We start from the raw sequence: 22,885 nt of genomic DNA on the forward strand, positions 1-22,885 counted from the left end.
CCGGAGAACCCGACATGGCCATGCCTCGCAAACTCAAAAACCTCAACCTGTTCAACGACGCCAACAGTTACCTGGGCGTGGTCAAGTCCGTCACCCTGCCGCCGCTCGGCCGCAAGATGGAAGGCTATCGCGGCGGCGGCATGAACGGCCCGGTAAAGGCTGACCTCGGTTTCTCCGACGACGGCATTCAGTTGGTTTGGAAAACCGGTGGGCTGGACCTGATCGTTCTCAGGCAGTTCGGCGCGGTCAATGCATCGGGCATCGCGTTGCGTTTTTCCGGCGCCTTTCAGCAGGACGACACCGACGCCATCAGCGCGGTCGAGGTGGTGATGCGTGGTCGCCACGAGACCATTGAGATGGGTGAAGCCCAGCCCGGGGAAGACACCGAGCACAGCATCACCACCACCTGCACCTACTACAGATTGATCGTCGACAACGAAGACATCATCGAAATCGACCTGCTCAATTTCATTGAAATCGTGGATGGCGTAGACCTGCTGGACAAGCAGCGCAAAGCCATCGGCATCTGACCTACCCTCTGGACCCGCTATGAATACTCAAGACAACCTTGAAGCGCTGCCGCCCCAAGACGAAAACACCGTGCACCTGGATACCCCAATCATCCGTGGCAAAACCATCATTGAGAGCATTACTTTACGAAAACCGCAGTCCGGCGAACTGCGCGGCGTGCAACTGGTGGACCTGCTGAATATGGACGTTGCCACCCTGTTCAAGATCCTGCCGCGCATCAGCCAGCCCAGTATCACCGCACCGGAAGCCGCCAACTTGGACCCGGCCGACTTGTTCACCTGCGGCGCCAAGATTGCCAGTTTTTTATTGCAGAAAGCGGCGAAGCCCGATGCCTGCCTCGTTGCGTAGAAGACGCCATGGCCGATCTGGCCGTGGTTTTCCACTGGGCGCCGGCTGACATGGACACGCTGGGTCTGCAAGAGCTGATGGAATGGCGCGAGCGCGCCCGTGTACGGAGTAACACCGATGGCGAATGACTTGAAACTGCGTGTGCTGCTCGACGCCATCGACAAAGCCAGCGGCCCGCTGAAGGCCATCGACAAAAGCAGCATCGCCACCGCTCGCGCCTTGAAAGAAACCCGCGACCGACTCAAGGCGCTCAACGCGCAGCAGCACGATGTCAGTGCCTGGCGTGCCCAACGCACAGCCGCACTGCGCACCGAACAGGCGCTCAACGCAGCGCGGGATAAGGTCAAAACACTTAGCCAACAGTTCGCGGCCACCGGGGCGCCGACCCGTGCCATGACCCAGCATTTTCAGAAGGCTGTCCGGGCCGCTCAGGCGCTCAAACAACAGCATCAAAAACAAAACGAACAGCTCCAGACACTGCGCAGCCGAATGTCCGCCGCCGGCATCAGCACCCAACACCTGGCCCGCGATGAACGCCATCTGCGGCGCCAGATCAGCAGCACCACCGCCAGCCTCAGCGCGCAACAAAAACAACTGACCGCGTTAACGGAACAACGCCGACGCCTCAACGCTGCGCGGGTCTCAATGGATGGCTCTCGACGCACCGCTGGCGAGCTGGCCGCCAAGGGGGCAGTCGCGACGGCGGGCGGTGGTTCGGTTTTGTATGCGGGCGCTCGGTTGCTGTCGCCGGGCATCGACTTCGACGCCAGCATGAGCCAGGTGCAGGCCATCACCCGACTCGAGGAGCAGGCCGACGCACTCAAAGCCCTACGCGCCCAAGCCCGCAAGCTGGGCGGGGCCACCCAATTCACGGCGGGCCAGGCGGCCGATGCGCAGGGCTATCTTGGCATGGCGGGTTTTGAGCCCCACGCCATCCAGACCGCGATGCCCGGAATGCTCAAACTCGCGGCGGCCGGCGGTACTGAGCTGGCCCAAACTGCCGACATCGCTTCAAACATCCTATCGGGACTGGGACTCACCGCCGATGAAATGGATCGTTTGGGCGACGTATTGGTGGGCACGTTCACCCGTTCCAATACCACCTTGCAAATGCTGGGCGACACCATGAAATACGCCGCGCCCATGGCGAAAACCTACGGCGTGGAGTTGGAAGTGGCCGCGGCGATGGCCGGCAAACTCGGCGATGCGGGTTTGCAAGGCAGCATGGGCGGCACGGCGCTCAGCTCGATCATGAACCGCTTGGCCGCACCGCCCAAAGGCGCGGAAAAGGCCCTAAAACAGCTGAACATCATCACAGCGGACACCGCCGGTAATCTGCGCCCGCTGCCGGATCTGCTGAAGGAAATCCATGCCAAAACCCGCGCCTTGGGCACTGCTGAGAAAGGCGGCCTGTTCAAAGCCATCGCCGGTGAAGAAGCGGTGAAGGGCATGGCTCAGCTGGTCGAACAAGCGGGCACCGGGCAACTGCAAACACTCATCGCCAGCCTGCGCCAAAGCCGAGGCGAAGCCGCTCGTACGGCCAAGATCATGGCGGACAATCTCAAGGGAGACCTGGTTACCCTCAGCAGTGCCTGGCAAGACTTTGGTATTGAACTGCAAGACCAGCAGAACGGCCCCTTGAGGGAGTTGATTCATTCCGTGACCGAGCTTGTTCGAAGCATCAAAAGCTGGACGCGGGAAAATCCAAAGCTTGCGGCCGGGCTGGTGAAAGCCGTCGCGATCATTGCGGCGCTGGCTGTCGGCGTCGGCGGTTTGATGTTGGCCCTTGCGAGCGTGCTGCTGCCTTTCGCTGCGCTACGTTATTTCTTGGTGTTGCTGGGCTTTCGCTTGCCAGGATTGATTGGTCTGCTGACGACGTTGGGCCGTACCGTGCTGCCTTTTCTCGCCAAAGGACTCTTGACGGTCGGGCGTGCTCTGATGCTCAACCCCATTGGTTTGACCATCACTGCCATCGCCGGCGCGGCGTACCTGTTGTATCAACACTGGGACGCCGTGACGGCCTATTTGCTTGGCGCTTGGGACGAGATCCGAAGCGGCTTTGATGACGGGCTGGGCGGCATCTTGAAAGTGCTCGCGGACTTCAGTCCGGTTGGGCTGATCTACCAAGCTTTCGCGGCGGTGTTGAAGTACCTAGGCGTCGATTTGCCCAATCGCTTTACCGCCTTTGGTGGGCTGATGATCGATGGTCTGGTTAAAGGATTGACCGCCGGTATCGGCAAGCTCAAGGAGGTGGTCGATCGGCTTGGCACCCGAACGATTGACGCCTTCAAGGAAACTCTCGGCATCCACAGCCCTTCACGAGTGTTTGCCGAGCTGGGCGGCTTCACCATGGACGGTCTCGTCCAGGGCCTATCACGGCGCGCCGACGACCCCGTGCGCGCCATGACGGTCTTAAGCCAACGGCTCATCGAGGCCGGTGGACGCTTGGCGTCCGTTGATTCAATGACAATCGATCATCGCGCCCCGATCAGCCCTTGCCCCTCGCAGCACATCGACAGTCACGACACCTACGCCATTCACATCCACACAACGCCCGGCATGGACGCCAACGCGGTCGCCCGGGCTGTGCGTGCCGAGCTGACACGGCATCAACACGATCAAGCGGCTCGACGCCGCAGCCGCCTTGCGGACCTGGAGTAACCGACCATGATGCTTGCCTTGGGCATGTTCGTCTTCAGCCTTTCCACTGCGGCCTACCAGGCGCTGCAACGTCAAACCGAATGGCGCCACGCCAGCAACCCTCGCGTTGGCGCGGCGCCGGCTCGGCAGTTTGTCGGACGCGGTGACGACACCATCACTCTCCCCGGCATCATCCTGCCGGAGCTGGCCGGCAGCGCCCTGAGCCTCGACGCGCTGCGTCTGATGGCAAACACCGGTAAGGCCTGGCCGATGGTTGAAGGCAGTGGGCGGATCTATGGCCTGTGGATTATCGACAGCCTGAACGAAACCAAAACCCTGTTCTTCCGTGACGGCACGCCGCGACGCATCGAATTCACCCTCATCCTCAAGCGCATCGATGATGACAGCATAGACCTGCTCGGCGCGGCCACCCGCGTGGGCGTCAGCATCATGAGGGCGCTGCTGTGATCGACGCGGCGCTGTCCAAGGTCACCGGATACATCTACGGCTTAGTCGAAGGCTATCGCCGCGATGCCGCTTACCCCGTGCCGGCGTTTCGCATCACTGTCGATGGCAAGGACATCGCCCAGTTGATCAGCCCACGCCTGATGAACCTGGACCTGACCGACAATCGCGGCATCGAGGCCGACCAACTCAGCATCACCCTCAGCGATCATGATGGGCTGCTGACTATCCCACCGAAAGGCGCAGTGATCCGCCTGTGGCTGGGCTGGAGCGACACCGGCCTTGTGGACAAGGGCAGCTACACGGTCGATGAAATCGAACACAGCGGCGCGCCGGACGTGCTGAACATTCGCGCCCGTTCGGCGGACCTGCGCAAGGGTTTCAAAACCAAGCGCGAGCGCAGTTGGAGCAACACCACGCTCGGCGCCGTGCTGGGCGATATCGCCTTGGGCAACGGCCTGACCGCCTGCGATGCCGACGCCTTGACCGGGTCGCCCATCCTGCAGTTGGACCAGGCCAACGAATCTGACGCCAACCTGATCAGTCGCATCGGGGAAGCGTTCGACGCCGTGGTCACCGTCAAGGCTGGTTGCTTGCTGTGCCTGCCGGCAGGCGGCGGCAAGACCGCCAGCGGCGCCGACCTGCCGCACGTCACCCTCACCCGCGCCGACGGCGACCAACATCGCTATCTGCAAGCCGACCGCGACAGCTACGACGGGGTGCGAGCGTATTTTTACGACGTGAGCAGCGCGAAGAAACAGGAAGCCATTGCCGGCGGTGGCGACTATCTCAAAGACCTGCGCCACACCTACAGCGACCGCCAGTCAGCCTTGCGCGCAGCTCGTGCTGAATTCAATCGGTTACAGCGCGGTAGCGCGACGCTCAGCTACTCCCTCGCCCGGGGGCGGCCTGACCTGATTCCCGAATTGACCTACACGCTTCAGGGCGTAAAACCGGAGATCGACGCGATCGTCTGGTACGGCGGCAACGTGCTGCACAGCCTCAATGGGGACAACGGTTACACGGTCGATCTGGAGTTGGAAAGCAAGCTGCCCGAGGACAGGGTTGAGGATCTGGCTGAAGAGAATAAAGGCGACTTCACCGGAGTGATTGCTCACTACCGCGACAGGAGGACCGGGAAGGAAAAGACAGTGTCGGTCGGTGATCAGAGCAGGCCTAAGCGACTGCGGTGGTTGTACGCCACGGAGAAATCGGCCAAGCGGGCGATTGACCGGGAGTGGCGACGAATGCAGACAGAGACGCCATGACTCGGGCACGGAAAAACGATTACGAACAACTCAAGGACGATTGCATGCAGGACATACGTTGCGGCCATTGCTGTCGCAAGCTGGCCGCCGCCAGCGGCTTCCAGGAACTCCAGATCAAATGTCCGCGTTGCCGGACGCTTAACCATTTGAAGGCCCAGAGCCTCCCCTCAGTGTGCCGCGAGCATCCAGAACAACGAGTTCATGAATGCAGCAACCCACTATTGGAAGCCTGTTCGCAGGCATAGGAGGTTTTGATGTCGGATTTGAAAACGCTGGATACCGCAGCGCCTGGCAAGTTGAACTCAACCCCATCAACCGGGCTGTGCTTGCCGATCGATTTCCCCATGCACAGCAATTTGAAGACGTGCGCCAGTGTGGCGCCCACAACCTCTGCCCCGTCGACGTGCTTACCGCCGGCTTCCCCTGTCAGGACATCAGCCTTGCAGGATACCGAGAAGACAACCACGCCTCCCGAGGGCTACGCGGCGAACGCAGCGGCCTGTTCTGGGAAGTCATACGTATCCTCAAAGAGATACAACCTGGCTGGGTGGTGCTTGAGAACGTCGTTAACCTGCTCGCTGTCAACGATAGCCAAGACTTTGAGACAGTCGTCCGGGCCCTTGCGGACTGCGGGTATGTGGGATTTTGGCGAGTGCTTAATGCTCAATATTTCGGAGTCCCCCAGCAACGTCGTCGAATATTCCTGGTCGCCGGTTATCGACGAATGCCCCCCTTCGAGTTCCTGGCTGACGCCGCGCCAGTGGACGCAATACCTCCAGCGTCTCGCTCGATCCAATGGCCTCGGCCCGCGGATGCCTGGGCTGCCAATACTCTATTGGCAAACAAGGCCGGCTCCCAGATCGCTATGGGCTGTACCACTTTCGTCGCTCACCCGAACGGATGGGATCAGATGGTTGAGCGGCAGCGAGCGTCTGAAGATGATGGGCTTTGCCTCGGACTGGATGCGGCCAACCTTGCGGAGGCTTTCAGTGCCGGAAACGCCGTTGTTACGCAGGTCGCGGAGTGGGTTGGGCGGATCTTGATGCTGTGACCCAGCCTCACGTCTAGGCGGAAGTCCCTGCACTCCCCGCACATCTATCCAGTAAGTGCAGATTAGAACTCTGAAAGCAAAAAACCCCAGGGCTTGCGCGCCTGGGGCTTTCAGCTGAATCTCTATATCGGCCTATCCTTTCGCTTTCGCTTATCCCGCTCACTGGCTAGGAGAGGTTTTCACCTCCGAAATCGATACCCCCTTTCGGGTTCCGGTCCGTATCGACAGTTCCTAATCTACCCGGCTTTGTCGGTCCCGTCAAACCGGAATAGATTGAAGCCAACCCGAGCTTCGCACACATTCATTCCTCAGAAATTTACGTACGCCGACGTTCGGTGCAAATAGCCGTATTTTATGACTTCTTTCACATCTCTGTTGTTTCTCTATTTTCGCCCCGGTACGCTGCTGCGCTTTCCCCTACCCGAGTCTGCGAAATGCAATGGAGAGATCTGAACATCAACGGCAGGACGCTTTCGATGGCGCATTTGCAGCCATTTGAGATGGCGTTCGACGTGGCAGGTGAGCAGGTCACAGTAAAATTTGAATTCGGCTTCCATTGCTTCACGGACGACAAAGGCAACGGCGAATTGCTACATTTTAATGGTGAACACCGTTATTTCTGTGGAAATCGCTATCATTGCAGCACGCAATTGCGAGATTACATCGAACGGCGTTTCTATCAAGGAATGGCTGTGCCGCATTTCGTCCAAAACAACCAGCGGTACTACTGTCTGGACCTGCATGACTATGCAATCTTTTTCTCGATTAGCAAGCCAGCAAAAACAACGAATCAGCTCAAATTACGAATAATTTCAGCATATGACGTGGCGACATGGGGCCGCACCACGCTGCCACGAGGCAAGCCCCATAACGTGCGCTACATTCTGGAGATGCGTAACGCAGGCAAAAACGTATAGAAAGCAAAAAGCCCCAAGGCTTGCGCACTTGGGGCTTTCAGCTGAATCTCTATATCGGCCTGTCCTTTCGCTTTCGCTTATCCCGCTCACTGGCTAGGAGAGGTTTTCACCTCCGAAATCGATACCCCCTTTCGGGTTCCGGTCCGTATCGACAGGCCATAATCTACTCGGCTTTGACGGTCCCGTCAAACTGGAATGACCCCGGCAGACAGGGCCGTAGCGCTTTCGTATCTGCTAATCAGGCTTCACCGGTCGGCGTCACGGCAACCCCGGGGCTGTCAGTACAAAGTCCCTCCTGCTAGATGCGTCGCCCTCTCCTGATCGGTCAGCGCCTTCGTGCTCAACACCGCGCTAGTCACCTCACTTCCGGCATTTTTCCCACAACTGGGGCAGTCAATATTTTCCCGCTCCTTGCCCCCAGGGAACTCCCCACTCAGATAGATGACTTTGAATAGCTCGTTACATCCAGTACAGGTGTACACGTCCATCGCCTTGCTCCCTCATACGAAAATATGTCAACGCCGTGGCTGATACGAGCTCGCCGACGCTTCACCTCCCTTTCTACGCTTTACCTTCAACTACCGCACGCCTACCCGACGAGCACCCAGTCGTCTACGCCATGAAAGCGAGTACCGGAATGATTTCCTGCGGGACACGTCCCGTCAGCACCAGGAAGCGGCGCCAGACGCCATAGGGCGGTGCTTTGCTGCCGTCCTTGAAAGCCCTGACTCGACGATCCGAGGACAAGCCTAATAACCCCGCCAGCTTTGCGTCGGTGTTATACGCAGGAAAATGCGCCTGGAAGTGTCGGAAGTAGGCACCGATCAGATCCCGGTGCGGTGGCTCCCATCCCTCTTGCTCGGTCAGCAGGTGGGTACGCGGGTACTGGCTTTCGTCCACCTCGGTTTGTCCTGTCAGTTTCGGTGCCTTCAGGTTGGCTTGGAGCTGCGCAACGCCCGCTTTCGTTGCCGCCTCGAACACGAAAGCCTGCTGTTCGGTAATGCTCGGTAGATCGATGTTCATAAACCAATTCCTTAAGCGCCTGTGAAGCGTCAGGGGCCTTCCGGCCCCCTTTGCTTACCGTGGCGACAGCTCGATACGTCGAACGTCTGAAACACGGATATTGACCAAGCTCAACGTCCCGGTGGCTACCCTTTGCCAGTCGCCCCGCTGGTGAATCGCTGCGAGACAGTAAAACAGGTAATCCGGTAACAACAGATCAGTTCGTTCCACCCGTAACCCGATGTACTCGGGGTTGTAGCTCCGGGTGGGCTCGCCGCACCGTTGTATGGAGCCCCGCCGTACGATCCAGAAATGTGCCTCGGGAAAGCGCGTGCGGATGGTCGCTACCTCAGAAAGTTTCATCTCGTTCTCCGCCGGCGGCATGGCTAGCCCCCTCAGAGTCGAGTGGCTTTCCGCATGCCACCAACGGAATCGATACTAGGCTCTTTGAGCCTAAAACGACAGCTTTTTTCAGGCTCGATGAGCCTAAATTTGTAACGGCTCCTTGCATTTCTCCCCGACGCTCACCGATGCGTTTTTTATGAAAGAGCTTGATGTGGGACTAACCCAAGGGACACAGTACAGATAACACGTGCATTGTGTTTACTTGTGTTGCCTCCTATAGCGCGATGTTGCGCAACAGATGTGTTGCGCACTTATGCAGCACTTATGCAGCACTTCTGCTGCACACTTAGCTGAAGTTTAGTAGCCACAAAACTCTTAGCCTACCGTCCGTCGGATGTTTAAGTGGAGATGTACGCCTCTAGGGGTTTACATAAGTAAATCCGTGCCAATCGGATCAAATGTGGATAACCCAGTGAAAGCCTTACCAGCCAGGCACTGGCGCTTCGAAGATTATTTTCTAAACCTTCCGCGCACAAAAAAGCCCGGCTGGAGCCGGGCTTTACGGGCTGAAAATCGTGGTTGCTCTGGTTTCAAAAAAACCTGATGATTCGTTCAACCGCCGGTTCAGCCATTTCACTTGTCTTCGCAAAACAAAGGTTATGGGCTGATCGCACCTCAGTCAACCTGGTTTCGTTGACTAAACGTACGTAAGTACGTACGTAGTTGCGTAAAGTGCATTCATACATTGACATAGTGAAAACTTCAATCATTGTTGGGATGCGGTGGCGGGATGGAGGTTCTATTAAATAGAACCTAATCTTCCATATGAGGAGCATTTAGAAATGGTGAAAATCACCTTTCGTTTTATTCCTGAAGAGTTGATCCGTGCGCTGCAAGCCGCGTATTGGTCAATCCGTTTGATCCGCATACTCTTCTAAAATGGAATGACCAGGGGCCTAGGCCCCTGGTCTTGTTGGAGAGAGATCTCAATAACACCTCACCGTCCAGAGTTGATCAATCCTCGTTGTGAAGCTCTGGCTCATCATTTCTCGCCGCATCCCCCAATCAGGACTGGCCGGCACGCTACCAGTACGCAAGGTTCCACGCCCCCACCGCTGATTAATCTCATCCAGGACGCCCATCATCTTCTCAGCGGCCTGCGGTTGGGACTGGGCGAACAAGTCGTCCGTAAATTCACCAGGCTGACGCAGATCCATCAGCAGGATCTCAGCTTTGCTGTATTTGAAACCCGGCCTGAACAGACGATTCACCGCCTCGATCGCCGCCTTCGTCAGCAACCGAACATCGTTGGTTGGGTAAGGCAGCTCGACCAAGGCCCCGTTGGCATACTTCGCCTCTTCTGGGTTGAACATGCCGGTGCGTATGCTGACGCGGATCTTCTTGCACAACGAGTTCTGCACTCGTAGTTTTTCCGCCGCCCGGTGGACGTAGGTGGCCACCGCCTCCTTGATCGGCTCTATAGTCGTCAAGCGCTTGCCGAACATGCGACTACTGCAGATCTCCTGCTTGGGCGGCTCAGTGTCGGATAGCTCCAGGCATGAGGTGCCGGCCAGCTCGCGGGCGGTCTTTTCGATGACCACGCTGAATTTCTGCCGGAGCATCCACGGGTCGGCTTTCGCCAAGTCCATGGCCGTCTTGATGCCCAGTCCTTCGAGATGGACCTTCATCCGCCGGCCCACCCCCCACACTTCGCTCACGTCGGTGTTGCGCAGCACCCAGTCACGCTTGACCTGGTCGCAGATATCCACAACGCCACCGGTGTGAGCCTGAAGACGTTTGGCGGTGTGGTTGGCGAGCTTTGCCAGGGTCTTTGTGGGAGCGATGCCGACGCCCACCGGGATGCCGGTGCGCTTGTGAACCGCGGCGCGAATGGTGCGACCGAACGCCGTTAGATCGCCGCGAATACCTGTCAGGTCGGCAAAGGCCTCATCGATGCTGTACACCTCCACGGCCGGCACCATGGATTCGATGATGGTCATCACCCGCTCGCTCATGTCGCCGTAAAGCGCGTAATTGCTGCTGAACACCTGGACGCCGTTGCGGCGCAGCACGTCCTTTATCTGGAAGTACGGCGCGCCCATCTTCACGAAGGGCTTGGCGTCGTAGCTGCGTGCAATGACGCAACCGTCGTTGTTGCTCAGCACGACGATGGGGGTCTTCGCCAGATCCGGCCGGAATACGCGCTCGCAACTGGCGTAGAAGCTGTTGCAGTCGATCAGCGCAAAGACTTGTTCACGGTTTGCCATGGTCGCGCACGCTATAGGTCACCACACCCCAGATAATCAGCTCGTCGCCCTCCATCACGTAGCGCGGCGGGTACTTGCTGTTCGCCGATAACAGGATGATTGTGTTGTCACGCATGTGCAGGCGCTTACAAATGGGCTCGGAGTTGAGCCCGGCGATGACGATATCGCCATGCTCGGCGGTCAGGCTGCGATTGACGACCACCAGGTCTCCGCAAAATATGCCGGCGCCCTGCATGCTCTCGCCCTCGATCTTTGCCAGATAGACGTGTGGGGCTCGGATCTCGAACAGCTCGTCCAGGGAGATGTGCTTTTCGATGTGGTCGGCTGCCGGCGAAGGGAAGCCCGCAGGAATCTGGAACGAGTACAGCGGGAGCTTTTCGCCCCCTTCCAACAGCGGGCCAAGGATGGTGACACTCATGATGCGAACTCAACGTAAATTACTGTATGCACATACAGTAAACTCGTCGGGGTGTGCGTGGTCAATTGATGTGTAGGAAATTTCGACGGGTGACACCATGTGTGGACGCTATTCGATTTACGAACCGATGGACCACTACCTGAGAGAGCTGGCCCCACAGCAGCTGGTAATCAACGGCTACGACCTTTGGGCCATCGATCGGTACAACGTGGCACCCACGACTCGCGTGGAAATCATCCGGCCGGCGGACGGTGGGTTGAGCATCGATAAGGTGCGATGGGGATGGTCGCCGTTTTGGGCTAAGGGCAAGAGGCCTGACCCTATCAACGCCCGAGTTGAAACGGTCACCACCGGGAAATTCTTCAAGCAGCTTTGGCCGAACGGCCGAGCCATTGCGCCTGCCAATGGCTGGTTTGAGTGGGTCAAGGATCCCGATGATCCCAAGAAGAAGCAGCCCTATTTTATCCGTCTGAAAAGCCAGGCGCCGATGTTCTTCGGTGCCCTAGCGCAGGTGACACCTGGATTGGAACCGAACGACCAGGACGGGTACGTCATCGTCACCGCGGCCAGTGACCAGGGCATGGTCGATATCCATGACCGGCGGCCCCTGGTGCTCGCTCCTTCAATAGCTCGGGAATGGCTCGATCCTGAGCTGGACGCGGCCAGGGCTGAAGAGATCGCCAAGACCGCGTGTCGGCCGACTGAGGACTTCGAGTGGTTTCGGGTTGGCAGGGATGTGGGGAATGTCAGGTATCAAGGGCCGCAGCTAATCCTTCCGCTGGATGACCCATGTTGACAGTTCCGATGGGAATCCAGTGCGGCGTAGGAATGTGGTCGCGGCTCTGTTCTAACCCCACAGCAAAAGCAGTCCCCACCTCTCTGCAACTTAAGATACAGGGGCACACGCCAGCGACTTTGCAACGTGTCTTACATAGCCACGATCTGCATCAGATAACTTCCGATACCATGTAAGAAGATTCCATTCATCCTGTGCTAGCTCAGAACTCTCGCGGTGGTTCTTTTCCACGCCAATGTTCTTTTTGTCATCCTGATCCAACATGCCCACTACTCCATTAAGTGCATTGCGTGCGCAACGTTACTTAGGCGTGTGGGAAATCAAAACTGAAATTCGTCGTAACGAATCGTTTAAATACGACTAGTTATTTCTCGGCGTTCGAAAGACCGGTAACTTCTGCCATTGCGCTGATGATGCGATGCACAGCTTTTTGGTCATAGCCAGACAAGATCCTGAACTGGTGCAGCAGCGTTTCTTCGGCCTCGCTCAAGCCTTCGAGCCCACGTCGCGTGCGCCTTCCAGTCAGGACGTATGGCACGTCGACACCAGCCTTGAGCACCGCCGTGAGGTAGACGGAATCAGGGTTTCGCTCTCCTTTCTCATAGCTGCCTTGAGTATTGCGCGTGATGCCACCCAGTTGCGCAAAGGCCTCCTGGTTGAGCCCAAGCCGCGTCCGCTCTTCGCGCAAGCGTTCACCCACGCCAACGTCCATGTCATTTTCAGATGCACAACTTTTCAAGCTTTCACCCTTTACAGGACCAAATCCTTGGGCATAATTGCACCAAATCAACACGGATGCCCACGAATGGACACTATGCCCGCCCCCCTCACACCCGAGCAAGCCCGAGCGATGCTTGATCGAAAAGGTATCAGCATTGCGCAGTTCTCTCGTCAGAACGCGCTGAACAGCAACCTGGTCAGCGACCTGCTGAATGGCCGGAAGAAAGGACGCCGCGGCGAAGCCCATCGGGCCGCGGTGTTATTGGGCATCAAGCTCGGCACTGTGCCGGCAACCATCACCCCATCAGCCCTCGCGCAAGGACGCCGCCGTGAGCACTTACAAATTGGTTTGCCCCCATTGCCAATCACGGATGCGCATCCGCACAAGTGAAGGCACGCATATTTTTCTTCGCATTGCTTATTTGCAATGCACTAACGAGGCGTGCGGTTGGTCTGTTCGCGCCGAGTTTGAAATGACACACGAGATGAGCCCCAGCGGGATGGCCAACTCGTCGGTCAAGTTACCTTTGGCAGATGTCGCGCTACGTCGTGAGGCGATGACAACGAATGTCGCGCAACTCGAACTATTACCCCACTTAAGGATGGAGCGGACTGAATGAACGATACCCAGCCTATTTCGCTTGATTACCGCAGCAGTATGCAGCAGGCCGCCCTTGCCTATCTGGCTCGACACCAAGCCGAACATCTGGCCGATGGCGATCAGTTGTTCAAAAACTGTATCCATCATCTGATCGTTGCACTTGAGGTGCCGTCCGGCATTGCGACGAAACTGGTGCAGTTAGCCTGGACTGAGCATAACGCGGCGTCCGGCCTCGACCACCCCTCCTCGCTTTAACTCTTAATCATTGACTCAACCCTACTCGACCGTAGGGCTGGGTTTGTATTGCCCATCGGTTGGTGCGACATGGAACAGTCAGAAACGCTACGAGCTGAAGTGCTTCAACGGCTCAAGGACGATTACGGATTCAAGGCGCGGCACAGTGCCGTCTATTGGCGCGGCGGCAAATGCCCAGCCTGTGGACAAAAAGAGCTCTATACCCGGGTTTCGAAACCGTGGCTGATCATTTGCGGTCGCGAGGGCAAATGTGCGAAGCGCTGGCACGTTAAGGAGTTGTACGAGGATCTGTTCAATGACTGGAGCCGTCGAGCGCCCTCTTGCGATCAATACCCCACCGCAACAGCTCGAGCCTATCTAGAGTTTGCCCGTGGGTTTCGCCTTGAGCTGATTCAGGGCTGGTTTAGCCAAGAGTCATACTACTCCCGAGAGCTGAATGAAGGCAGCACTACCGTCCGCTTCGCCCTGGACAAAGGTGGATATTGGGAACGGCTGATCGATCGTCCGCACCGCTTCGGCAAGATGAAAGCTCGGTTCAAGCCTGGCGAGAGTCCTCGCGGGGTGTGGTGGTGTCCGCCTTGCGTCGAATTGTTAGACGTCGCAGGACTGTGGATTGTTGAGGGGATCTTCGACGCTATCGCTCTGGTGCATAACAGCATTGCCGCGGTGTCGGCTATGTCTTCCAACGCCTTTCCCGAAGAGTCATTGAGAGAGCTGGCACGACTGCGCGGCGGCAAGTTGCCCAAGTTGGTCTGGGCCTTGGACAACGAGCCCGGCGCACACAAATACACCAAACAATGGGTACGACAGGCACGCGCCCTGGGCTATGAATGCGAAGCAGCGCAGATCCCCCAACCTGACAGCCGCAAGGTTGATTGGAATGATTTGCATCAGCGCTGGGCCTTTATAGATGACGAGCCCCAGCGTACCGAGCAAGTCAAAAAAGACTTGGCGATTGCCCGCTATCACGGCTCGCTTCTGATCGCCGAAAGCGCGACCGACAAAGGCGTGCTGATGTACGAATGGCGCGAGCGTTATGAGTTTCACTTCGAGTTTGAGAGCCGGCTGTACTGGTTCAAGATGGACTTGGAGAAATTCCATAAAGCCATGCAGGCGTTGGAGTCTTCGGAGCGCCACGAAGACCAACTGCTTAACGATAAACAACGTCGGGACAAGGCGCTGCGCCAATGTGGTGGTGTTGTCGAAATCGCCAACTGCTATCCCCAGGCGCTGTACTTCCAGCGCAACGAGGTAACCGACGAGTCCTGGTACTACTTCCGTGTGGACTTTCCGCACGACGGCGGCAGCGTGAAGAACACTTTCACAGGCGGCCAGGTCGCCGCCGCCAGCGAGTTCAAGAAGCGCTTACTCAGCATGGCGGCCGGCGCGGTGTTCACCGGCAGCGGGCAGCAGCTCGACAAGATCATGAAGGACCAGCTCTATGGGCTGAAAACTGTAGAGACCATCGATTATGTGGGCTACAGCAAGGAGCACGGCGCCTATGTGTTCGGCGATATTGCCGTGCGTAATGGCATCGTCAGCCAGGTCAATAAAGAAGACTTCTTTGAGTTCGACAAGCTGCGGCTCAAGACGCTGCAGAAGTCGATTGCCATGCACATCCAGCGTGATGCCAAGCACTACCGCAACGACTGGCTGCCCATGCTTTGGACATGTTTTGGCGCCAAGGGAATCGTTGCGCTGGCGTTCTGGTTTGGCTCGTTGTTCGCCGAGCAGATTCGCGCACAGTACAAGTCGTTTCCCTTCCTGGAGGTCACGGGCGAGGCCGGTGCCGGTAAAACAACGCTGCTGACTTTTCTCTGGAAGCTCCTAGGCCGAGAACATGAAGGTTTCGATCCGTCGAAATCGACGCGTGCCGGCCGCCAGCGGGCAATGGGACAAGTTTCCAATATGCCGGTGGTGTTGATCGAGGGCGACCGCAACGAGCCGGATAAAGCACATGCCAAGGGCTTTGACTGGGACGAGCTGAAAGACTTCTTTGGCGGCGGCACCCTCGGCACGCGGGGGATGAAAACCAGTGGTAACGAAACCTACGAGCCACCGTTTCGGGGTGTCGTCGCCATCAGCCAGAACGCCGACGTCAGCGCGTCGGAGGCGATCCTGACCCGGATTATCAAAACTCACTTTGCTCGGCCAGCAGTGACCACTGAGAGTCGTGCAGCAGCGGATAACCTGAACCTGATCCCGGTGGAACAGCTCAGTCACTTTCTGCTGATGGCTGTGCGAGCTGAAGCTCAGGTCATGGCGAAGTTTGCCGAGCGCGTGGCAGTGCATGAGCAGTGTCTGCGCCAACTAAAGGAGATCCGTGTGGAGCGGATCATCAAGAACCATAGCCAGATCATGGCGCTGGTGGACTGCCTTTGTTTGGTCTGTCCGCTGGATGAAAACCAGCGCGTCACTACCCATCAGGCACTGACCACCATGGCTTTGGAACGTCAGTCAGCGATCAGTGCTGACCATCCTTTGGTTGCCGAGTTTTGGGACGTCTACGAGTACCTGGAAAGCCTCGGCGAAGGGCCGCAGGTCAATCACAGCATCGATCCAAAACTCATCGCCATCAACCTCAACGACTTCGCCGAAAAAGCCAGCGATCACCGACAGAACCTCGCGGATCTCAAGACCCTGCGCACGCTTTTGGTCAATAGCCGCAGCCGCAAGCTGCTGGAGGTGAACAAGGCCACCTACAGCGCCGTTCGAGCGGCCCAGGCAGCCAATAACGCGATGGCTAGGAAATCTACCACCGTGCGTTGCTGGACCTTCCAGAACGCCTAAGCGGCACCGTTCTTTACCAACCCGAATGTCGCTTACCCGAAGCGCGGTATCCCATTACACGACCCCGCGAGACGTTGCCCTTCGCTTATGCGAAAGACCGGACCGAAGTCGTCGGCATCATCAAGCGAGACCAGGCCAAGAACTAAAGGACAGTGCCGAGGAACGGCCATTCCTCGGCACCTACCACCCTCAAGGAGAGAGACATGCGAGATCAAACCCACAACGGTGGCCAGCCAGAGCCTACCACGCTAGATTCAAAAGTCGTCGCCCCGGCCGGCGTCATAGTTCGCGAACGACCGCCGCTGGCAGGCCAGCGCCTGGATCTGCCAAGCATTTGCGATATTTGCGGTAAAGCAAGGGTGACGCGCAGGCACCAGACTTGTAGCCGGATCAGGCAGAAGCGCAAATCGACAGAATGGGCAGCGTTGATGGCAGAGAAGGCCGCTGCTAAAAAAGTGAGGGGTGGGCGATATGCTTGAGCGTCATCAAATCAGCTGCCACCTAGGCTGCGCTGCCTTTCATGCGCTTCGACTCCGCCTCCATGTCAGTCTAGAAATGTGCGCCGACGGGGATGGAGGGGTTCTGCTATGAGCCAGCCGATAGATGGAGTCCTGATCTTTGAAGATCTACAACGTATCACTGGCTACGCTCGCCGGTCGGATGTCGAGCGCACTTTGATAGACCAGGGCGTTCGATTATTCCGTGGTCGGCTCGGCCCTTGGACTACGATCAATCTCATCAACCAGGCCGGTGGGCTGTGGCCCGCGACAGCGGAACGATACGAGGCCGAAATTTTATGAGGCGAGCCAGGAAGCGTAAGCACAATCCGCACATCCCAGGGCACATCGATCAAGCCGCCCTGCCGGCAGGCGTTTACTTTGACCATCGCGGCAGTGGCGTCTGGTACACCTTGCACTACGACGAAACGGGCAAACAGCGCCGCAAGAACATTGCACCTGCTGACAGTACCCTGGCAGAACTGCACCGGATCATGGACGAGGCATCCAACGTTGACAGGGGCACACTCCGATATGTGTGCGAGCAGTTCCATTTGAGCGACCGTTACAAAAAGCTCGCCCCGAAAACCCATGGTGATTACTGCTACTCCCGGGACGTGTTGCTGAACATCCCCACCAAGCTGGGTAAGCCCCTGGGCGATCTGGCGGTGAAGAGATTCACCGCCGCGCTGGTTCAGCGCATTGTCGATCGGCTGGCAGACGAAGGCACACCTTCGAAAGCTGCGCATGCTCTGCGCTACTTGCGCCGCGTGTTGCAGTGGGGTCGCAACCGTGGATTTCTTGATGTGAATCCTGCGCTGGGCATCGAGGCGCCGATTGAGCGAAAGCGGAGACGGTTGCCACGGCATAAGGTGATGGACGTTCTGATTGATCGCGCAACGGCACGTGGGCGTCTGGTGCGCAATGAACCAGGTGGCTGTCCGGAGTACTTGGCTTGCGTGATGGAGTTGGCCTATCTATGCCGGCTGCGAGGTATAGAGGTCGTGACGCTCACGGATGCCAACGAGCTGGACGAGGGGATCTTGACCAATCGGCGCAAGGGGAGCCGGGATAATATTGTTCGTTGGACTCCGCGGCTGCGGGCGGTGTGGGAGAGCGCGAAAGCGCTTCGCGCTAGAACCTGGGAGCGTCGGAAAACTGCGATTCCAATCTCACCTTCCAAGCGGTTCATCATCGTTGCGAGTCACGGTGGACCGCTTCGAAAAAGCAGTCTCGATACGGCTTGGCAGCGGTTTATTACTTTAGCGATTGCGGATGGGGACGTGGAGCCGGAGGATCGGTTTGCGCTGCATGATTTGAAGCGGCGGGGCATCACCGACACGACGGGCACCAGGGCGGACAAACAAGAGGCTAGTGGACATCGTGACCCTAAGATGATGGATGTCTACGACCATAGTGTCCCTGTTGTTTCACCCTCTGCTGACTGACGCCACTATCCTGAGACGGACGACTGCCTTCAAAAAATAGCGGAGGCAGCCGCATAAAAGCTAAGCTGACAAGCCATGGATGAATGCGGCCAACGTAGGAAAGCAATGCATGAGAACTGACGAACCGAGCAAAGGACGCATCGCTAAATCAGCGCGAGATGAGTTCAGTTCCAATACGAAAAGCATGCTTGCACTGCGCGTTGCCTACCGTTGCTCATTTAAAAACTGCGACAAGACAACCATCGGCCCAAGCGATTCCGCCATCACCAAAACAATAAGCATCGGTGAGGCTGCCCATATCACCGCTGCTGCACCGGGAGGCGCGCGGTACGATCCCAACCTGACCCCAGAGCAGAGGAGTAGCATCAGCAATGGGATATGGATGTGTAAAAATCACGCTCGGCTGATCGACGTTGATCCCTCGGTCTATCCCGCACACGTACTCCGCGCAATGAAAGCCGAACACGAAGCGCGCATAAATCTAGAAATTTCCGGTTTAAGCCCTGGACGAAACGCTTTTGACTTCATAGCCATCGGCCCGTCGATAGTTTTTGTCGGTGATTTAATAGCTGCAGAGCAGAGCAAGTGGAGCTATCGCGTAGAACACTTCGTAATAGGAGACCTTTCTGAACTGTTGAGATACATCGACCAGTTCGAAAGCTCAGATCCTTATGATAAATACGTGCTCGTCAATGAGCTTGGTGACGGCCGCGAACTGTTGGCCGCGCCGTCATGGTCGAAAACCGGCAATGACTGCGTGATCACAACTCTGGTTAAGCCCGGCTTTCCGAAGATCGATGTCCATCAGCTTCCAATGACGATGGCACTGGGTGACGACCATGACTTGCAAATACTCAACGGAAGTCTTGCTCTGATAAGAGGCTTGGAGGCGCTCCCTCAACAAGTCAAAACGTGCCTTTCAATGAGCCGTGGAGAGTCCTACTTCGCTCCCAGCTACGGCACGCGAATTCGTGAGTATTCCGTCGGTTTCTTTGGCTCGCCCTGGCTTCCACGTCTAATCAAGCTGGAGGCCATCAGGATGGCCGCAATTCCATACGTAGACAGTCACGGCATAACGCAGCCGACGACACCGTTGTGCTGCGTTCGGAGGGTTATTTCGATTGAGCAAATCGACGCTGTCGGTGACAGTGGCTGGTATCGATTCCGTGTCGATCTCGATATTGAGGGGCTAGGCGAATGGTCACGCGAAATGCCGATCTTCATATCCGAGAAGCTTTGAGTGCTTATCCCCCACGTAACAGGCGAGCCAAAGCCTGCGAAACATGCGGGTTCTGGGGTGCTCGCACGTAACAAGGAATCACTTAACCCTTTGTTTTATACGTTTGAAGCACCTTCCTTGTAATCAGTAGGTCCCGGGTTCGACTCCTGGTGCCGGCACCATACAAAACAAAGCCCTCGCAGAAATGCGGGGGCTTTGTTGTTTCTGGTGTGCTCTCCTGCCTCCGCTCCCTGAGAAAACCTGTGGGAGCGAGCTTGCTCGCGATGAGACCATCAACCCGCCGACATCTTTTCGCCCAACACAACGGGCAATCCTTCCTAGGCCAACTCAGCCAAACAACATCTTCTGCCAGTGATCCTCACCCACAATGGCAAGCGAAGCACCCGCTTCCCGCAGCTCCACTGCCTTCATGATCTTCGTTCCGTAGGTACTGTGGCGCCACTGCTCATTACCCACGCTGCCGACCACCAAATAATGCACCTTCTTACTCACCCCGCCCCCAATCAAACCGCCACGCTCCTCGACCAGAGCCTGACAATCCTTGCGCGGCCCGTAGGCCATGACGCCTGTGAATACAAATATACGGCCGTCCCACACCAAGTCAGGGACAGGCGAGTTGAACGGAAGGTCTGTCGGAGCGAAGGCAGCTGCACCGCCGACCTGGGGTCTATCAATGCCCACGCCAGAGAAACTACTCAGGATGTTAAGCAGCTCAAGAGACTCATCCGGGTCCAGGGCATCGTCCTGAAGCATGGACGCCAAACGCGAGTACAACAAATTGATCACCGGGTCATTCAAATGAGCGAGGTTGTTTTCCAACCACTGCTTTAAAAAGATCGCTTCGTGGGTGTTCACGACGCCGTCCGCCGTGATGCCAGCGGCCAGCCCGACCAGGGCATCGGCGGCACGCCGATCGATGCGGGACTGGTGGAAGAATTTGCTGTTTTCGAATTCGTTGTGTAGGTCCATTACGGGGGTTCCTTGAGTGTATTGACGAGGCTGATGCATTACCGATGGAGAGAAATATTGTGTCCAAACCTAGCAATTCTGCGCTCAATTTCCGGGTTCTATCTGAAAATAAATCCGTCCCCTTTTTCTTCGTCCCCTTTTTCTTCAAGACATTATCCGACCTGGACGGGAGATTCTGCACGCACACAACCTTAAAGGTCTGCATGAGCTACGAGCGGCATACGCATGTGAGCGCTACGAGCAAATCACCCAACGCCCCGCGCCTATCAATGGCGGCAATTGTCACCAGTTAGATAGGAAACCTTGATCGTGTGACCCGGAGACGAATCAGCTACGAGCTGGGGCACGGTCGGATCGATGTGGTCGCTGCCTACATCGGGGGATGGCATGAGTAAGCCATTCGATATGGAAACGTTCTTGGCTGGCGTGCTGACCGGTTCGCATGTGACACGGCAGCGTCATCTACGACAGGCGAAAACTATCCAAGCTGAAATATCAGAACGCTGGAATCGAGACACGCCCAGGGGGTGGAAGCGAAAGCATGTGGCTTGGTTCCCCAATTATCGCCTCAGCCAGCACAGTGAGGCGACGCGGTACTACTACTTGCTGACGGTACGGCTGCTCGCATATCGTTTAGAAAAGTCATGGGCTTTCAACCTATGATCTAGGATCTAATTTTCTTGTTCACGAGCTACACCGACCGACCCATGTGTCTTTCACACTGCGGGAGACGACGCACCTACCCTCGAAATGACGATCCATGAGAGATTGTCTGGCTCGGGTAGCCTGCCATTCAGGAAGCTGGTATAGAACGTTGAGGTCCCAATGAAGGATCTCGGTAAAAAATCCTCAGGGGGGGAGAACGATGGAAACGTTCCACAATCCGGACCGGTTTATGTCCGATCTACGGCAAGTGCTATCTCAGGGAAGAAAGCGTATCGGGATTCTTGTCGGCGCAGGAGCTCCCCTTGCGATTCGCGTTAATGAGAAGAATGAAATTGACCCTAAAGGCAAGTCGCTAATCCCGGGTGTTGAGGCACTGACTTCGCAAGCTACCACTGGGCTTACAGAGACGCAGACATTGGCGGTTAATTCGATAAAGGAAAGCCTAGGCAGCAATGCCAACATCGAATCTATTCTTTCCCACATTCGTTTGCTAGAACAGGCCTTGGGAAAGACTGTAGTTCAAGGACTAGACTCTAATGGCTATAAAGATCTCGGCAGAGACATTTGCAAGAATATTGCAAAAATCGTAGGGGTTTATTTACCAAAAGAACGGAATGCCTACTCTGACTTGATCGCCTGGATAACAGGAACGGTCCGCACAAACTCTGTAGAAATATTCACCACAAACTACGACTTTTTGTTTGAGGAAGCATTTGAGAGAGTTCGGAGCCCCTACTTCGACGGATTTTCAGGCGGTGGCAAACCGTTTTTCGATCCGGTTTCAGTCGCTGGTGATGACTTGCCTCCACGGTGGGCAAAGCTTTGGAAAATGCATGGATCTCTCGGTTGGGCATTGGAGGACGGAGCCGTCGTCCGTGGACATGGCAGGGAAGCAGCCGAGCTAGTTTATCCAGACCACTTAAAGTATGACCTAACGCAAAAACAGCCCTACTCAGCACTTTTTGAAAGGCTTAAGCGCTTTTTACTAACCCCAGACTCCCTGTTACTTACAATAGGGTTTTCCTTTAGGGACGCTCATATATGTGCAGTTCTTGATGAAAGCTTGGCGATGAACGCCAACTCGGCAGTTTTGGCTTTCCAGTACCAAAATCTCGTAAATGAAGAACCCGCTGTTAAGTTAGCAAGCGACAGGCCAAACCTTAGTGTCTACGCAGCTGACGGGGCTGTGATAGGAGGTGTACCTGGAAAATGGCGTCCAGGTGAACTACCAAAAAACTGGGGAAGTATACGTGAAAGCTTTTGGGCACCACGTTGGCCGAAAGAGCCTGATCTGTTCTTGCTGGGAGACTTCTCAGCATTTGCACGTTTTTGCGCATTAGCTCAGGCTAATGACTTGGTAGTCCAGTCTCTTAGAAGAGACGAACCAGAAGCCCCAAAAGAAGAAGTTGAAAGCTCCGACTTCGGTAGTGGCAAATCAGAGGACGCTAATGGATGAGTGGCAATGATCCTACCTATCTAGGTGTCGTCAGCGCCGTATCTGGCGCTACTCTTACTGTTAAACTCGCAGAGTCTCTAGACTCAGGATTTGCTGTCATCAGAGGTCATACATATCGGGTAGGGCAAGTAGGAAGCTTTGTCAGAATCCCTCAAGGCTACCAAGACCTATTTGGTATCGTCTCTGAGGTTGGCG

The 22,885-nt window shown here is 56.5% G+C and carries 23 protein-coding genes and 2 pseudogenes; 20 read left to right on the top strand and 5 right to left on the bottom strand.

The features are described 5' to 3' along the window. Positions 1–14: 14 nt before the first annotated feature. From ACLK1G_RS16465 to ACLK1G_RS16505, 9 genes are all read left to right on the top strand, one after another. Entirely contained in the window at positions 15–530 is a 516-nt protein-coding gene (locus ACLK1G_RS16465; RefSeq protein ID WP_420766376.1) for a phage major tail tube protein, read from the top strand. Positions 531–549: 19 nt separating this feature from the next. Beyond that, complete coding sequence (locus ACLK1G_RS16470) at positions 550–879, top strand: phage tail assembly protein (RefSeq protein ID WP_420766377.1); 330 nt, start codon at positions 550–552, stop codon at positions 877–879. An 8-nt stretch (positions 880–887) separates the two neighbouring features. After that, entirely contained in the window at positions 888–1,007 is a 120-nt protein-coding gene (locus tag ACLK1G_RS16475; protein ID WP_420766378.1) for a GpE family phage tail protein, read from the top strand. Continuing rightward, positions 997–3,540, top strand: coding sequence for a phage tail tape measure protein (locus ACLK1G_RS16480; RefSeq protein ID WP_420766379.1), 2,544 nt, complete (start codon positions 997–999; stop codon positions 3,538–3,540). Before ACLK1G_RS16475 ends, ACLK1G_RS16480 begins: the two co-directional genes overlap by 11 nt. 6 nt (positions 3,541–3,546) lie before the next feature. Next, the gene (locus ACLK1G_RS16485; protein WP_420766380.1) at positions 3,547–3,987 is read left to right on the top strand and encodes a phage tail protein; all 441 of its coding nucleotides are present in this window, start codon (positions 3,547–3,549) and stop codon (positions 3,985–3,987) included. Continuing rightward, positions 3,984–5,252, top strand: coding sequence for a phage late control D family protein (locus ACLK1G_RS16490; protein WP_420766381.1), 1,269 nt, complete (start codon positions 3,984–3,986; stop codon positions 5,250–5,252). The genes ACLK1G_RS16485 and ACLK1G_RS16490 overlap by 4 nt, the downstream gene beginning before the upstream one ends. Positions 5,253–5,296: 44 nt before the next feature. Continuing rightward, positions 5,297–5,497: a Com family DNA-binding transcriptional regulator gene (locus ACLK1G_RS16495; protein WP_420766504.1), complete on the top strand. Its 201-nt coding sequence runs from the start codon at positions 5,297–5,299 to the stop codon at positions 5,495–5,497. Further along, complete coding sequence (locus tag ACLK1G_RS16500; protein ID WP_420766382.1) at positions 5,458–6,303, top strand: DNA cytosine methyltransferase; 846 nt, start codon at positions 5,458–5,460, stop codon at positions 6,301–6,303. The genes ACLK1G_RS16495 and ACLK1G_RS16500 overlap by 40 nt, the downstream gene beginning before the upstream one ends. A 434-nt stretch (positions 6,304–6,737) precedes the next feature. Next, positions 6,738–7,220 (top strand): hypothetical protein, encoded by a 483-nt coding sequence (locus tag ACLK1G_RS16505; RefSeq protein WP_489685934.1) that lies wholly within the window; start codon positions 6,738–6,740, stop codon positions 7,218–7,220. Between the two features lie 612 nt (positions 7,221–7,832). Here the strand turns inward: ACLK1G_RS16505 and ACLK1G_RS16510 are convergent. From ACLK1G_RS16510 to ACLK1G_RS16525, 3 genes are all read right to left on the bottom strand, one after another. After that, the gene (locus ACLK1G_RS16510) at positions 7,833–8,243 is read right to left on the bottom strand and encodes a hypothetical protein (protein ID WP_420766383.1); all 411 of its coding nucleotides are present in this window, start codon (positions 8,241–8,243) and stop codon (positions 7,833–7,835) included. Positions 8,244–9,553: 1,310 nt separating this feature from the next. After that, positions 9,554–10,834 carry a Y-family DNA polymerase gene (locus ACLK1G_RS16520; RefSeq protein ID WP_420766385.1) on the bottom strand — a complete coding sequence of 427 codons (1,281 nt, stop codon included), beginning with the start codon at positions 10,832–10,834 and terminating at the stop codon, positions 9,554–9,556. Further along, on the bottom strand, positions 10,821–11,252 hold the full coding sequence (locus ACLK1G_RS16525; protein WP_057452066.1) for a LexA family protein: 432 nt from the start codon (positions 11,250–11,252) through the stop codon (positions 10,821–10,823). Before ACLK1G_RS16525 ends, ACLK1G_RS16520 begins: the two co-directional genes overlap by 14 nt. 97 nt (positions 11,253–11,349) lie before the next feature. Between ACLK1G_RS16525 and ACLK1G_RS16530 the strand changes: the two genes are divergently transcribed. Beyond that, positions 11,350–12,048, top strand: a complete 699-nt coding sequence (locus ACLK1G_RS16530; RefSeq protein ID WP_420766386.1) for an SOS response-associated peptidase family protein — start codon at positions 11,350–11,352, stop codon at positions 12,046–12,048. Between the two features lie 364 nt (positions 12,049–12,412). Here the strand turns inward: ACLK1G_RS16530 and ACLK1G_RS16535 are convergent, their stop codons facing one another. Further along, the gene (locus ACLK1G_RS16535) at positions 12,413–12,748 is read right to left on the bottom strand and encodes a helix-turn-helix domain-containing protein (RefSeq protein ID WP_420766387.1); all 336 of its coding nucleotides are present in this window, start codon (positions 12,746–12,748) and stop codon (positions 12,413–12,415) included. Positions 12,749–12,862: 114 nt separating this feature from the next. On the opposite strand from ACLK1G_RS16535, the pseudogene ACLK1G_RS16540 reads away from it, so the two are divergent. The 7 genes and pseudogenes from ACLK1G_RS16540 to ACLK1G_RS16570 form a co-directional block, all read left to right on the top strand. After that, positions 12,863–13,054 (top strand): annotated as a pseudogene (locus ACLK1G_RS16540) (DNA-binding protein); the annotation flags it as partial. 43 nt (positions 13,055–13,097) lie between these two features. Then, a complete protein-coding gene (locus ACLK1G_RS16545) occupies positions 13,098–13,388 on the top strand; it encodes an Ogr/Delta-like zinc finger protein (RefSeq protein WP_420766388.1) in 291 nt (96 codons plus the stop codon). After that, on the top strand, positions 13,385–13,624 hold the full coding sequence (locus ACLK1G_RS16550; protein ID WP_420766389.1) for a hypothetical protein: 240 nt from the start codon (positions 13,385–13,387) through the stop codon (positions 13,622–13,624). The genes ACLK1G_RS16545 and ACLK1G_RS16550 overlap by 4 nt, the downstream gene beginning before the upstream one ends. 69 nt (positions 13,625–13,693) lie before the next feature. After that, a complete protein-coding gene (locus ACLK1G_RS16555) occupies positions 13,694–16,414 on the top strand; it encodes a toprim domain-containing protein (protein ID WP_420766390.1) in 2,721 nt (906 codons plus the stop codon). Between the two features lie 587 nt (positions 16,415–17,001). After that, on the top strand, positions 17,002–17,214 hold the full coding sequence (locus tag ACLK1G_RS16560) for a hypothetical protein (RefSeq protein WP_420766391.1): 213 nt from the start codon (positions 17,002–17,004) through the stop codon (positions 17,212–17,214). Beyond that, positions 17,211–18,359, top strand: coding sequence for a site-specific integrase (locus ACLK1G_RS16565; RefSeq protein WP_420766392.1), 1,149 nt, complete (start codon positions 17,211–17,213; stop codon positions 18,357–18,359). The genes ACLK1G_RS16560 and ACLK1G_RS16565 overlap by 4 nt, the downstream gene beginning before the upstream one ends. 109 nt (positions 18,360–18,468) lie before the next feature. After that, on the top strand, positions 18,469–19,599 hold the full coding sequence (locus tag ACLK1G_RS16570) for a hypothetical protein (protein ID WP_420766393.1): 1,131 nt from the start codon (positions 18,469–18,471) through the stop codon (positions 19,597–19,599). A 327-nt stretch (positions 19,600–19,926) separates the two neighbouring features. On the opposite strand, the gene ACLK1G_RS16575 is transcribed toward ACLK1G_RS16570, so the two are convergent. Further along, a complete protein-coding gene (locus ACLK1G_RS16575) occupies positions 19,927–20,568 on the bottom strand; it encodes a BRCT domain-containing protein (RefSeq protein ID WP_420766394.1) in 642 nt (213 codons plus the stop codon). A 139-nt stretch (positions 20,569–20,707) separates the two neighbouring features. Here ACLK1G_RS16575 and ACLK1G_RS16580 point away from each other — a divergent pair. From ACLK1G_RS16580 to ACLK1G_RS16590, 3 genes and pseudogenes are all read left to right on the top strand, one after another. After that, a pseudogene (locus ACLK1G_RS16580) lies at positions 20,708–20,963 on the top strand (integrase domain-containing protein); the annotation flags it as partial. Next, on the top strand, positions 20,956–21,231 hold the full coding sequence (locus ACLK1G_RS16585; RefSeq protein ID WP_420766395.1) for a hypothetical protein: 276 nt from the start codon (positions 20,956–20,958) through the stop codon (positions 21,229–21,231). The pseudogene ACLK1G_RS16580 and the gene ACLK1G_RS16585, both read left to right, overlap by 8 nt. A gap of 202 nt (positions 21,232–21,433) precedes the next feature. After that, the gene (locus ACLK1G_RS16590) at positions 21,434–22,690 is read left to right on the top strand and encodes an SIR2 family protein (protein WP_420766396.1); all 1,257 of its coding nucleotides are present in this window, start codon (positions 21,434–21,436) and stop codon (positions 22,688–22,690) included. Positions 22,691–22,885: the final 195 nt, after the last annotated feature.

It is taken from the genome of Pseudomonas algeriensis, from assembly GCF_048847255.1.
Taxonomy (GTDB): domain Bacteria; phylum Pseudomonadota; class Gammaproteobacteria; order Pseudomonadales; family Pseudomonadaceae; genus Aquipseudomonas.

What these genes read in the sequence shown, in the direction of transcription:
- ACLK1G_RS16570 (WP_420766393.1), top strand. Translation starts at nt 18,469, where the DNA reads ATGAGAACTGACGAACCGAGCAAAGGACGCATCGCTAAATCAGCGCGA.
- ACLK1G_RS16495 (WP_420766504.1), top strand. Translation starts at nt 5,297, where the DNA reads ATGCAGGACATACGTTGCGGCCATTGCTGTCGCAAGCTGGCCGCCGCC.
- ACLK1G_RS16565 (WP_420766392.1), top strand. Translation starts at nt 17,211, where the DNA reads ATGAGGCGAGCCAGGAAGCGTAAGCACAATCCGCACATCCCAGGGCAC.
- ACLK1G_RS16500 (WP_420766382.1), top strand. Translation starts at nt 5,458, where the DNA reads ATGCAGCAACCCACTATTGGAAGCCTGTTCGCAGGCATAGGAGGTTTT.
- ACLK1G_RS16475 (WP_420766378.1), top strand. Translation starts at nt 888, where the DNA reads ATGGCCGATCTGGCCGTGGTTTTCCACTGGGCGCCGGCTGACATGGAC.
- ACLK1G_RS16465 (WP_420766376.1), top strand. Translation starts at nt 15, where the DNA reads ATGGCCATGCCTCGCAAACTCAAAAACCTCAACCTGTTCAACGACGCC.
- ACLK1G_RS16550 (WP_420766389.1), top strand. Translation starts at nt 13,385, where the DNA reads ATGAACGATACCCAGCCTATTTCGCTTGATTACCGCAGCAGTATGCAG.
- ACLK1G_RS16555 (WP_420766390.1), top strand. Translation starts at nt 13,694, where the DNA reads ATGGAACAGTCAGAAACGCTACGAGCTGAAGTGCTTCAACGGCTCAAG.
- ACLK1G_RS16560 (WP_420766391.1), top strand. Translation starts at nt 17,002, where the DNA reads ATGAGCCAGCCGATAGATGGAGTCCTGATCTTTGAAGATCTACAACGT.
- ACLK1G_RS16575 (WP_420766394.1), bottom strand. Translation starts at nt 20,568, where the DNA reads ATGGACCTACACAACGAATTCGAAAACAGCAAATTCTTCCACCAGTCC.
- ACLK1G_RS16470 (WP_420766377.1), top strand. Translation starts at nt 550, where the DNA reads ATGAATACTCAAGACAACCTTGAAGCGCTGCCGCCCCAAGACGAAAAC.
- ACLK1G_RS16530 (WP_420766386.1), top strand. Translation starts at nt 11,350, where the DNA reads ATGTGTGGACGCTATTCGATTTACGAACCGATGGACCACTACCTGAGA.
- ACLK1G_RS16505 (WP_489685934.1), top strand. Translation starts at nt 6,738, where the DNA reads ATGCAATGGAGAGATCTGAACATCAACGGCAGGACGCTTTCGATGGCG.
- ACLK1G_RS16585 (WP_420766395.1), top strand. Translation starts at nt 20,956, where the DNA reads ATGAGTAAGCCATTCGATATGGAAACGTTCTTGGCTGGCGTGCTGACC.
- ACLK1G_RS16510 (WP_420766383.1), bottom strand. Translation starts at nt 8,243, where the DNA reads ATGAACATCGATCTACCGAGCATTACCGAACAGCAGGCTTTCGTGTTC.
- ACLK1G_RS16485 (WP_420766380.1), top strand. Translation starts at nt 3,547, where the DNA reads ATGATGCTTGCCTTGGGCATGTTCGTCTTCAGCCTTTCCACTGCGGCC.
- ACLK1G_RS16525 (WP_057452066.1), bottom strand. Translation starts at nt 11,252, where the DNA reads ATGAGTGTCACCATCCTTGGCCCGCTGTTGGAAGGGGGCGAAAAGCTC.
- ACLK1G_RS16520 (WP_420766385.1), bottom strand. Translation starts at nt 10,834, where the DNA reads ATGGCAAACCGTGAACAAGTCTTTGCGCTGATCGACTGCAACAGCTTC.
- ACLK1G_RS16480 (WP_420766379.1), top strand. Translation starts at nt 997, where the DNA reads ATGGCGAATGACTTGAAACTGCGTGTGCTGCTCGACGCCATCGACAAA.
- ACLK1G_RS16590 (WP_420766396.1), top strand. Translation starts at nt 21,434, where the DNA reads ATGGAAACGTTCCACAATCCGGACCGGTTTATGTCCGATCTACGGCAA.